Here is an 11915-nt window from a genome sequence, read left to right as displayed (position 1 = left end):
CACTCTTACCTTAAAATGAAAGAACGATAACATCGCTGATTAGCGGGGGAGATTACCCATGAAGAGAACCGGTATGAAAAGAGCGCTCGACCGCCTTGGCCGCATTGTCCTACCAAAAGAGATGCGTGATACCATGGAGATAGATATCGGCGACCCGCTTGAGTTCTTTATTGAAGGTAAGGAGCTAATCCTTCGTAAATACAAATCTACGCTATGCATTTTTTGCGGAAATGTAGATACTGAAATGTATTTCAAGGAGCAGTTTATCTGCAAGAATTGTGCCAAAGAGTTAAAAATCGCGGAAAATCTAATCGATATTTCAGCAGGCGAACGACAAGAAAAGACACTTTCTGAGCATGAACGACGTGCAACCTATTTTATTAAGCCAGAACTGTCAGCAAAACCTAACGTACATAGACATCCGTTCGCCACCAACTCCGACGAATTTGCCCGTGATGTAAGACCGAAGACAGCGCAAATGCTGCGTAAGATGAAAGAAATAATAGATACGCATCCCGGTATTTCTCAGAATCAAATCGCGGAGAAACTAGGGATCAGCCAAGGGCGTGTATCTCAGCTCAAGAAACTTCTTTAGTAAACGGTATCATGTAGGAACATCAGATTTTAAAGTAGCAGTTACATGACAAAAAGGTATACAAAGTGGACAAGCCCCTCTTCATTAAGAAGAGGGGCTTGTTTCTTGTACTTTCACTGAAACAGAAATGACTGAGGATCACCTATACCAATTAATCTGTTGGCTCAGAAATAAAAAGCCGATCTCCGTACCTGGCAGACTGTAATGCAGCTACAGTAACTGCCTGTGTACGGAGTGCATCTTGGTAATCTGATCGAATGAGGCTCCGATCTCCTGTCCGAAGAGCATGCAGAAAGGCTTCATTTTCACGCTGATAAGGGTTATTCTCACCCGCTATGGTTTGCTCCCCTTCTGCTGTAGAAATGGTCAGCTGTTCAGGATTCCACTCCCATATGCCTTCCGCTGTATAGAAAGTAAGTCCAGATCGCCCCGCTACTCCCTCAGGTAGAATACAAGTGTTCATAATATTGGCTACTGCCCCATTTTGCAGCTTTAAGTTTACTGTCCCTACATCGGGAACCGTAACTCCTTCATGTAGCTTGTGCATACTGCGCCCCGCATACATTGCCTGTACCTCTGACACTTCGCCGGCTACATAACGGAGTAAGTCTACAATATGCGTGGTCTGTTCAATAAACTGCCCGCCAGAGCCTTCTAGATCACGCCACCAAGCTACGCCTGGCATTCCTCCATTCCAGCAGCCACTCGCCATCCCGATCGTTTGTCCCGCTAATGCCTGCTTAAGCTTTTCTGCGTTCTCCTGATAGCGAAAATGATAGCCTACTGCCGTCAGCAGTCCTTTCTCACGAATCGCAGCTTCAATTTGCATCGGCAGCTCCAGATCAACCGCCAGCGGCTTCTCCACAAAGAAGGGGATGCCCCGTTCGATTAATGCAAACTCTATCTCTCCATGGGCCATCGGCGGAACACAGATATAAACAGCATCCAGCTTTTCCTGTTCAAGCATCGTATGAAGATCTTCATAAGGATTTGCCTCATATTTTACAGCCATCGCCTGCGCCTTTTCGAGACTCGTACCGAGAATCGCTTGTATCTTCACATCTTCTGTCTCCTGAAGCAGATCGGCATGCACTTTACTAAACCACCCCGTACCAATAATTCCGATGTGTAACATCATTCCATCATCTCCTATATATCTAATCTAGACCCGCTGGGGCTTTGCTTCTTGGATCAGTTGTTCAAGCTCCTGGTTATACAAATCTCGTTCCATGTCCGTCCAATCATTTGTCTCAGACATATAGGCTATGACGGCGGATTTATACTGCTCCACTTGCTTAATTCGGAAAAATAAGCTGCCCGTTCGCCGAACGAAGAAGTCTGCCGGTGTTACCGCCATCTCTTCTTCCATAGCATACTGAAGCTGAGTAAGTAATGAAGCAGGCAGATCATACTCCTGCGTGTCTTGCTCTAATCGCTCTGCGATCTGATACAGCCGCTCCGTATTGGAACCATACATCGTAACTAGAGAGGACGCTTCTTCCTGAGTAAATCCATACCGCTGTCCTTCATTTATCAGTTGTTCCACAAAAGCAGGATACCCGCTGCTTCCACCGACATGTCCTCCTGAGATCGGCATTTGTTTTGTCTGACAAGAACGAAACACATGCCCACTCGTCTCAGAAAGTAACTTTGCAACTAAATCTACGACCGTCTCCGCCATCTTTCGATAACCGGTTAATTTGCCGCCAGCAATTGTGATCAGTCCCGTTTCCGACTGCCAGATTTCATCTTTTCGCGAAATTTCAGAGGCGCTTTTTCCTTCCTCATAAATAAGAGGACGAATACCTGCCCAGCTTGATTCCACATCACCATAATTAATTCCAGCACTCGGAAACATGAGCTGAATCGCCTTCATGACATAATCAAGATCCTCGGGTTCTACCTGGGGGTGAGCCAAATCTTCCTCATAGACTGTGTCGGTCGTACCCACATAAGCTTTGCCCTCTCGTGGAATTGCAAAAAGCATACGGCCATCCGGTGTATCAAAATAAACAGCCTGCCTTAGAGGGAAGCGGCTCTGATCAATGACCAGATGCACACCCTTCGTGTGCTGCAGCACTTTTCCTTTTTTGGAATGATCCAGCTCACGAAGTTCATCTACCCATGGACCGGCTGCATTCACCACTTTCGCTGCTCGAACCGTGAATTCCTTTCCTGATACCAGATCTCGCACGAGTGCACCTTTGATTTGCTGATTTTCATAGAGAAACTGATTTGCTTTTACGTAATTTACTGCATGGGCTCCCTGCTGAACTGCTTCTTTCATCACTTCAATGGTAAGTCTTGCATCATCAGTCCGGTACTCCACATAGTAACCCCCGCCTGACAGGTCCTGATCATTCAGCAGGGGTTCTTTTTGCAAGGTCAGTTCTTTACTCAGCATCACTCTGCGTTCATTCTTCTTCACTCCAGCCAGGAAATCATACACTCGAAGTCCGACCCCGGTCATGAATTTTCCATATGTCCCTCCCTTATAAAACGGAAGCAGCATCCACTCGGGTGTCGTAACATGCGGGCCATTTTCATATACAATTGCTCGCTCTTTACCGACCTCTGCTACGACATCAACCTGGAATTGTTTGAGATACCGAAGTCCTCCATGAACAAGCTTCGTAGAGCGGCTGGACGTCCCGGCGGCATAATCCTGCATTTCCACTAGAGCCACTTTCATCCCGCGGGATGAAGCATCCAGAGCGATCCCTGCGCCTGTAATTCCTCCGCCGATAATGAGCAGATCATATGTATTCTTCTCCATCTTATGGATCATTTCTTGTCTTGATATCCCTGTAAATCCTGTCTTCATATGAGAAAACCTCCGCCCCGATCATTTCTATAACCTATGTAAAAAAGACTGCAAAATAGCACACGGGATATTCCCCAAGTGGATTTGCAGTCTCTCCTTCTCTTCCAGACCTTTATTTACTTTTACCTGTATCTTACCATGCAGCTGAATGATTGACACAATTTCTTCCATTTATATTTTAAAAGCCATGGCAGCATGTACTGCTCTTTGCCAGCCGCTATATAATCGTTCTCGCTCTTCTTCCTTCATAACCGGTTCAAAAATTCGCTCTGAAGCCCATTGTTCACTAATCTCCTCACAGCTACTCCAAAAACCAACAGCAAGACCCGCTAAGTAAGCTGCTCCGAGGGCCGTTGTCTCACCAATAATCGGTCTTTCTACCGGACAGCCTAAAATATCACTCTGAAATTGCATCAGCAAGTTATTTCTTACCGCACCGCCATCAACTCGCATCCTTGCCAGCCCATTACCTGAATCCTGCTGCATCGCTGTTAGTACATCTCTCGTCTGATAAGCAAGCGACTCCAAGGTAGCACGAATGAAATGCTCTTTGGTTGTTCCTCGGGTCAGGCCAAACATCGCTCCCCGCACATCGCTGTCCCAATAGGGACTTCCAAGGCCTACAAACGCAGGCACAAGATATACGCCATCCGTAGATTCTACCCGGGAGGCATACAGCTCACTGTCTTTAGAATCTCGAATCATACGCAGTCCATCCCGCAGCCACTGTACAGCCGATCCGGCGATAAAGATACTGCCTTCGAGTGCATATTCCACCTTACCGCCAACGCCCCAAGCAATGGTCGTAATCAGACCATGTTTTGAACGGATCGCGGTCTCGCCGGTGTTCATCAGCATAAAACAGCCCGTACCGTATGTATTCTTAATATCTCCCTCTCGGTAGCAAGCTTGACCGAATAAAGCAGCTTGCTGGTCGCCTGCGGCTCCTGCGATAGGAATCTCAGCACCGAAGAAATGATAGGGCACAGTATACGCATAGATTTCAGATGAACCTTTCACCTCAGGCAGCATGGCAGCAGGAATTTGTAATAGATCCAAAATCTCTTGATCCCATTTCAGTTCATGAATGTTATACATCATCGTACGGGAAGCATTCGAATAGTCCGTGACATGCACTTTTCCGCCTGACAAATTCCAGATCAGCCAGCTGTCAATGGTTCCAAAGAGCAGCTCACCTCTTTCTGCCCTCTCCCGCGCTCCCTCTACATGATCTAAAATCCACTTCACTTTTGTCGCAGAGAAATAGGGGTCGATAAGAAGCCCTGTTTTCTCACGGATCAAATCTTCTAATCCATCTTCTTTCATTTTGGCACAAATATCTGCCGTTTGTCTGGACTGCCAAACAATCGCATTATAAATCGGATGTCCGGTATCCTTCTCCCATACCACCGTAGTCTCCCGCTGGTTCGTTATCCCGATGCCGGCAATCTGCGCCGTGTTAACCCCTGATTCAGCTAAACAATTCGCAATGACAGCCAGAATAGAGCTCCAAATTTCATTCGCGTTATGTTCCACCCACCCTGGCTTTGGAAAATACTGCGTAAATTCACGCTGCGCACTATAGACGATATTCCCTTTTTTATTGAATAAAATCGCTCTTGAACTTGTTGTTCCCTGATCCAAAGACATAATATATTGCTCCATTGTTTACCTCCTTACGTTTACCTTCGCTTTACTTACCTTTTACTTACGGTGTACTCTTTTCTATTCCTCTAATGATTGAAGGCATCATACCTGGTAATACTTCAATAATAGTCAGATTATTATGAAATTGATTCATTCTGTAATTCTTATCTCAACCAAATAATATATTTTTATCAGGCTGTTCGCCAGAATCTAAATGCAAGCACCCTATTTTATGTATAGTTAATCTATATGCTGGCTTTGCCGAAGTCAACACAGGACAGTAAAAGGATGCTGTAGAAGCTAGTTTTTTATCAAATATTATAAGGAGTGAATGATACTCATGCTAAAAGCGCTACAAAGACTCGGCAAGTCGTTAATGCTACCAGTCGCTATGCTTCCCGCTGCCGGAATTTTGCAAGGCTTTGCACTCATTGACTATCAAAAAGACATTCCGCTCGGAGCTGTCGGCGGATTTATCAACCAGTACATTACTCCTTTTTTGAGTGCAGGTGCCGGAACGATCTTTAGCAACCTTGCTATTATTTTTGCTGTCGGGGTTGCCATTGGTTTAGCTGGAGATGCGGTTGCTGCCTTATCTGCGGTCATTTCATATTTGATTCTTGTAAAGGTTATGGAACAGGTTCCTCTTGTTTTTGACTATATACCGGACGATGTGAAGCTTGATACCGGGGTGCTTGGCGGTTTTATTACAGGGATTCTATCTGCCTATCTCTATAGGCGTTTTCACAACATGAAACTACCTGAGTGGCTCGGATTTTTTTCTGGGAAGCGTTTTGTGCCCATCATTACATCGATTACCACGATTATTCTGGCTGCTTTGCTTGGTATGATCTGGAGTCCTATACAAGACGCCATTGCTTCCTTTGGTAATTGGGTCGTCGGTCTCGGGGGAGCTGGTGCCTTTATTTTCGGTGTAGCAAACCGCCTGCTTGTGCCTGTCGGCCTTCATCATGTACTGAACTCTATTGCTTGGTTCCAGATTGGTGATTTCACAAACACAGCGGGTGAAGTGGTTCACGGGGACCTAACGCGTTATTTTGCAGGAGACAAGACAGCTGGCGTTTTCATGTCCGGATTTTTCCCGATTATGATGTTTGCCATGCCGGCGGCTGCACTTGCGCTTATACATACCGCCAAACCTGAGAAACGTAAAATGGTTAGTGCCATCTTTATTGGTTCAGCACTGGCTTCGTTCTTCACTGGGATTACAGAGCCGCTGGAGTTTTCTTTTATGTTCCTTGCACCTGTTCTTTATGTGATTCATGCGCTGCTTACCGGCTTGTCCGGACTCGTTATGTACTTGCTTGATGTAAAGCTGGGGTTTGCTTTCTCAGCGGGTCTTATTGACTACTTGCTGAATATCAAGTTATCGACTAACCCTTTCCTGCTCCTTCCCGTTGGTCTCGCATTTGGCGTCGTTTATTACTTCCTGTTCCGCTATGTTATCGTCAAATTCAATCTGAAAACACCAGGTCGCGAAGATGAGGAGGAGCCGGCTTTAGAACCAGCAAAAGAACCAGAAACTCCTGCCGTGAACTCTACTTTAGAGGAGATCAAAGCAGAAAGAGTGCTGCGAGCCATTGGCGGCACGGATAACATTGAAAGTATTGATGCTTGTATTACCCGCCTGCGTCTCGTGGTACGAGATGAGAATATCGTGAATGATACGGAACTAAAAAGAGCAGGTGCTGCGGGTGTTATACGCCTCGGTCATGGTGCCGTTCAGATTATTTTTGGTACGTCTTCTGAAGCGCTAAAAGATGAAATCAAGAAAAAAATGTAATATAAAGATCAAGTGAGAAGCCCGCCGCTTACAGCGGCAGGCTTTTTTTGTTGAATTTTAAATTACTTTGTTATCGTCTTTTCACTGTTTGAAGTCTTAACAAATTAGGCATGCAGGAGGATACATATCATTTCATTTAAAGCATAAAATGGTATTAAATCTAGTCTATTACCACCAAAGGGGGCATCTTCAAGATGAAACAGAGAACCTGGTCACTCGTTATCCTAATTTTGGTTCTTGTTATCAGCGGCTGCAGCTCTTCACCCACCGCAGATCCATTTTCATCCAGCAAAAAGATAACGCTTACATTGTGGTACTGGAACCGTAGTATTGATGATCAGCTGCTTCAAAAAGCGAAAGAACAGTTTCCTAACATTCATCTAGTGACCCAAAAGATTGGCGGTGACTTCAAGTCCAAATTAAAGACGACGATGGCGGCCAAGTCTGGCGAACCTGACATCGTTGCTCTGAATGACTGGATCATGGAGCTGTTTCCAAGCCAGGATCGTTTCTACGATCTTTATGAGTTTGGAGCCGCTGAAGTGAAGGATCAGTATCTAGACTGGAAATGGCAACAAGGGGTTACACCGGATGGTCAGATGATTGGCTTTCCGATGGATACCGGACCAACGGCTCTATTTTACCGAGAAGACTTATTTGAAGAAGCTGGGCTGCCAACCGATCCTGAAGAAGTGCATAAGCAGATGAGCACATGGGACGATTATAGGAAAGCGGGTCTTACCTTGAAGGAAGCATTCAACGGAAAGGTCTTTATGTACGACAATATTGAAAACGTATACAATGAGATCATTTCACAAAGTGATAAGAAATACTTCACTCCGGAAGGAGATTTTATAGGGGATTCGAATGAGACCATTCGTGAGGCTTGGGACATATCAGTCGCTTTTCATAAGGATGGACTCATTGCAAATGCAGACCACTGGACGCCCGAATGGAACGCTGGTGTGAATAAAGGGAAGATCGCTTCTTTTGTAGGCGCGGTGTGGATGAAACAACCTCTCCAAGAAGCAGCTCCAGATACCGCAGGAAAGTGGCGGGTAACAAGAGCTCCGGGAGGAGATGGAAATGTAGGAGGCTCGTTCATGGCCATCCCAAAATCAAGCGAGCATCCCAAGGAAGCATTCGAAGTCATTAAGTGGCTCCAAAACCCGGAGAACCAGCTGACGATGTTCAAAACAACCAACCTATTTCCATCCACCCCCAGTGCTTATGATAGTGCCACGATCCGAGAAGGAGAACCTTTCTTTGGAGGACAAGCGACAGGTGAAGTTTTTGCTGAATCGGCACGGAATGTCCAAATCTCTTTCTTCGGAGAACGGTATCCTGCCGTTCACGGTGTCATGACACGCTGGCTGAATAATATTGCGAATCTTGATCCGGATACTGCCTTCGATGAAGCGATGCAGCGGGTAGAACGAGAACTGAAGCGATAAGCCCAAATGAAAAGGAGGTACCTTTATGCAGCAACCTGTAAAGCATAAACCTACACAAACCTATATGCCGGTCCCGCCCAAACGCCAGCTTGCTAAGGAAATTTGGAAGAACCGGGCCGTGTATACTGCCATCTCCCCTTTTTATCTCTTGTTCGCTGTCTTCGGTTTGTTTCCGATCGGATTCTCGCTCTATCTTGCCTTTCATAAATGGGACGGCATTGGCGAGATGACGTTTAACGGGTTCAATAATTTCAGCTATATGCTGACCGACCCTGAGTTCTGGCAAGCCGTAGGCAATACCTTTATGATCTGGATTTACTCTACGATCCCCATGCTCTTCTTTGCTCTAATTGTAGCTTTTTTACTCCATGCCCCTTTTGTCAGGTTCAAAACCTTTTTCCGAATTGGATTCTTTCTACCGAATGTTACCTCGATTGTAGCCGTGTCTATTATTTTCGCTGCTTTATTCGCTAACAACTATGGGATTTTGAATTATGTAATGGGCGTATTTAATCTTCCTCTTGTTGCTTGGCTCGATGTGCCTTGGGGAATCAAAGCCGCTCTTTCCTCTATGGTGATCTGGAGATGGACCGGATATAATGCCGTCATTTATCTCGCCGGACTTCAGAGCATACCAACTACCTTATATGAAGCTGCCAAAATCGACGGTGCTACGGGTATTCAGTCTTTTTTTCGTATTACGATTCCGCTCCTTCGTCCCGTTATTCTCTTCACCGTCATCACCTCCACGATCGGGGGAATGCAGCTCTTTACCGAGCCGCAGATTCTGCTTGGCAATAATGGCGGAACCGGCGGGGCAGGGATGACGATTGTCCTCTATCTGTACCGTGAATCATTTATCAATAATTACTTTGGTTATGGCGCAACGGTAGGCTGGGGAATGTTCCTGATTATTGCGCTGTTCTCGTTCATTAACTGGAAAATTGTCCAAGGTCCATCATCCAAATAGAAGGAGTGAGATTCCATGAAGCAGTCAAAGTTTACCTCGTTCATTCTCTATCTTGGCTTAGCCATCGGACTTATGATCTCTATGTTTCCCTTCTATTGGCTCGTCGTAATGTCGACCCGAACGACATCAGATATTTATCAATTCCCTCCGAAACTTTGGTTTGGCGGGGAACTATGGAATAACATTTCCAGGGTCATGACGCAGATTGACTTTTTGGGAGCTTTTCTAAATACCTTTTTCGTAGCAACGGCGGTTACAGTACTCGTGCTTTTCTTCGATTCACTGGCTGGATTTGCCTTTGCTAAATATGAATTCCCGGGAAAGAAAATCTTGTTCGTTGTCCTGCTTACGACGATGATGGTTCCTTCACAGCTCTCTCTTGTTCCCTCCTTTGTCATTATGGCGGAGCTCGGATGGGTTGGGTCGTTCAAAGCCCTGATCATCCCTGGAATGGTCAATGCCTTCGGCATATTCTGGATCAGGCAGTATGCTGAAGGTTCGATTCCAAGCGAGCTGCTCGATGCCGGCCGCATGGATGGTGCAGGTTTCTTTCGAATCTACTTTAATGTAGCCCTGCCTATCTTACGTCCCGCGTTCGCTTTTCTAGGAGCATTCACTTTTATTGGAGTGTGGAACGATTACCTGTGGCCGCTTATCGTTCTTACGGATGAGAAAAAGTACACGCTCCAGATTGCCTTGTCCCAATTAAATGGACTATATAATACCGATTATTCCATGATTATTGCCGGTACACTGCTTGCCATTATTCCTCTTATCATCATGTTCTTATTTGTAAGCAAGCAGTTTATTTCCGATATAGCAGCGGGTGCGATTAAAGACTAGACTCCCTTTCCTTTTTTCTCTGTTATTTCTGTCTCATCTAAAAAGAGGGAAGATTAATGGGTAGTATTAGAGGTTAATGCATAAGTATAGCTCTCAGGCTTTCATGCGTAAAAAAGAACACGGAAAGGGCCGCTGCTGTTGCGGTCTTTTCCTATTTTTCAGGAAGAAGGTGTATTCAATGGGCACAAGTCATGAGGCTTCCTATATGATTGGAGTCGATATTGGTACCACCAGCACCAAGGCTGTCCTGTTCCAGGGAGACGGAACGATTATTGCTGAGGCAAGTCAAGGCTATCCCTTACATACCGAAGGCGCAATAAAAGCGGAGCAAGACCCTGACTTGATCGTGAAAGCCGTTGTTTATTCAATTCAGCAGGTAATGACGAGTAGTGAACTACCCGCTGATAAAATACAGTTTGTATCCTTCAGCTCTGCTATGCATAGTGTGATTGCCATGGATCATTCGGGTAATCGACTTACCCCCGTTTTGACTTGGGCAGATAATCGCAGCGCAGCGTATGCAAAACAGCTTAAGAAAGACAAGACTGGACATGAACTTTATACAAGAACAGGTACACCGATTCATCCGATGTCGCCGCTCACCAAGATCATGTGGTTTACTCGGGAACAGCAAGACCTAATGCCTCAGATTCATAAATTCATATCGATTAAAGAATATGTATTCTATCAGTTCTTTGGGGTATATATCGTTGAACACTCTATCGCTTCCGCTACAGGGCTCCTTCGCATGGACACCCTGGACTGGGATGAAGAAGCCCTGCGTATGGCAGGGATCTCAGCTAATCATTTATCGGAGCTCGTTCCTACAACGCATGTTATACAAGATCTCCATCCCTCCTATGCTGAGCAGATGCATCTCGCCCCTTCGACTCCTTTTGTGGTAGGTGCGAGTGACGGTGTGTTATCTAATCTAGGTGTAGGAGCCATTGACCCCGGCGTTGTTGCCATTACTATCGGAACGAGCGGGGCGATACGTACCGTGGTTGATCGCCCTATTGCTGATCCGAAAGGCCGTTATTTCTGCTACGCACTAACGGAGCAGAATTGGGTAATCGGCGGCCCTGTGAATAATGGAGGCGTGATTTTCCGCTGGATCCGTGACGAACTCGCTTCTTCTGAAGTCGAGACAGCAAAACGACTTGGCCTTAATCCTTATGAAGTGCTCGCTGCCATTGCAGAAAAGGTTCCTGCTGGTTCGAACGGACTTTTGTTTCATCCTTATATGATGGGAGAAAGGGCTCCTCTATGGAACCCAGAAGCCCGCGGTTCCTTTTTTGGCCTGACGCTGCAGCATAAGAAAGAACATATGGTACGCGCCGCTCTGGAAGGAGTCCTGTTTAATCTATATACCGTCATGCTCGCTATAGAGGAACAGATTGGAAGACCAAAAACCATTCACGCGACTGGCGGTTTTGCTCGTACGGAATTATGGCGGCAGATGATGGCAAATATTTTCGATCAAAAAGTTGTTTTTCCAGACAGCATCGAAAGCTCTTGCCTAGGTGCAGTGATTCTCGGGATGTACGCAACAGGAAAAATCGACTCTCTTGATGTAGCAAAAGACATGATCGGCTCTACCTATCATCATGATCCTGAAGCAGAAGCGGTTTCCGTCTACCGCGAGCTGCTGCCTATCTTTATTCGGATTTCTCGCAAGTTTGAAGAAGAGTATGCCGCAATCACTGCTTTTCAGATCAAAATGGAAGAATGGCTTCCTAAAAACATATAACGCATAATAAAAGCATCCGAGTTCTCCC

The 11915-nt window shown here is 45.7% G+C and carries 9 protein-coding genes; 6 read left to right on the top strand and 3 right to left on the bottom strand.

Translation table 11 applies throughout. The annotated features are described in order from the left end of the window. The first annotated feature begins 58 nt into the window (after positions 1–58). Positions 59–595 carry an AbrB/MazE/SpoVT family DNA-binding domain-containing protein gene (locus GQY27_RS05845; RefSeq protein ID WP_160032612.1) on the top strand — a complete coding sequence of 179 codons (537 nt, stop codon included), beginning with the start codon at positions 59–61 and terminating at the stop codon, positions 593–595. Positions 596–746: 151 nt separating this feature from the next. Here the strand turns inward: GQY27_RS05845 and GQY27_RS05840 are convergent, their stop codons facing one another. The 3 genes from GQY27_RS05840 to glpK form a co-directional block, all read right to left on the bottom strand. After that, a complete protein-coding gene (locus GQY27_RS05840; RefSeq protein WP_160032611.1) occupies positions 747–1733 on the bottom strand; it encodes a Gfo/Idh/MocA family protein in 987 nt (328 codons plus the stop codon). 24 nt (positions 1734–1757) lie between these two features. Continuing rightward, a complete protein-coding gene (locus GQY27_RS05835) occupies positions 1758–3419 on the bottom strand; it encodes a glycerol-3-phosphate dehydrogenase/oxidase (RefSeq protein WP_160032610.1) in 1662 nt (553 codons plus the stop codon). A 171-nt stretch (positions 3420–3590) separates the two neighbouring features. Further along, on the bottom strand, positions 3591–5084 hold the full coding sequence (glpK, locus tag GQY27_RS05830) for a glycerol kinase GlpK (RefSeq protein ID WP_160032609.1): 1494 nt from the start codon (positions 5082–5084) through the stop codon (positions 3591–3593). A 322-nt stretch (positions 5085–5406) separates the two neighbouring features. Between glpK and nagE the strand changes: the two genes are divergently transcribed. The 5 genes from nagE (at position 5407) to gntK (ending at position 11887) form a co-directional block, all read left to right on the top strand. Then, a complete protein-coding gene (gene nagE / locus GQY27_RS05825; RefSeq protein WP_160032608.1) occupies positions 5407–6870 on the top strand; it encodes an N-acetylglucosamine-specific PTS transporter subunit IIBC in 1464 nt (487 codons plus the stop codon). 194 nt (positions 6871–7064) lie between these two features. Further along, on the top strand, positions 7065–8324 hold the full coding sequence (locus GQY27_RS05820; protein WP_160032607.1) for an ABC transporter substrate-binding protein: 1260 nt from the start codon (positions 7065–7067) through the stop codon (positions 8322–8324). A 64-nt stretch (positions 8325–8388) separates the two neighbouring features. Beyond that, positions 8389–9294 (top strand): carbohydrate ABC transporter permease, encoded by a 906-nt coding sequence (locus GQY27_RS05815; protein WP_328802964.1) that lies wholly within the window; start codon positions 8389–8391, stop codon positions 9292–9294. Between the two features lie 15 nt (positions 9295–9309). Then, positions 9310–10137 (top strand): carbohydrate ABC transporter permease, encoded by an 828-nt coding sequence (locus GQY27_RS05810; protein ID WP_160032605.1) that lies wholly within the window; start codon positions 9310–9312, stop codon positions 10135–10137. 178 nt (positions 10138–10315) lie between these two features. Then, positions 10316–11887: a gluconokinase gene (gene gntK / locus GQY27_RS05805; RefSeq protein ID WP_160032604.1), complete on the top strand. Its 1572-nt coding sequence runs from the start codon at positions 10316–10318 to the stop codon at positions 11885–11887. The last annotated feature ends 28 nt before the right edge of the window (positions 11888–11915 follow it).

The organism is Paenibacillus sp. An7 (assembly GCF_009870785.1).
In the GTDB taxonomy this organism is placed as follows: domain Bacteria; phylum Bacillota; class Bacilli; order Paenibacillales; family Paenibacillaceae; genus Paenibacillus.
This window is presented reverse-complemented; position numbering and strand designations above follow the sequence as displayed.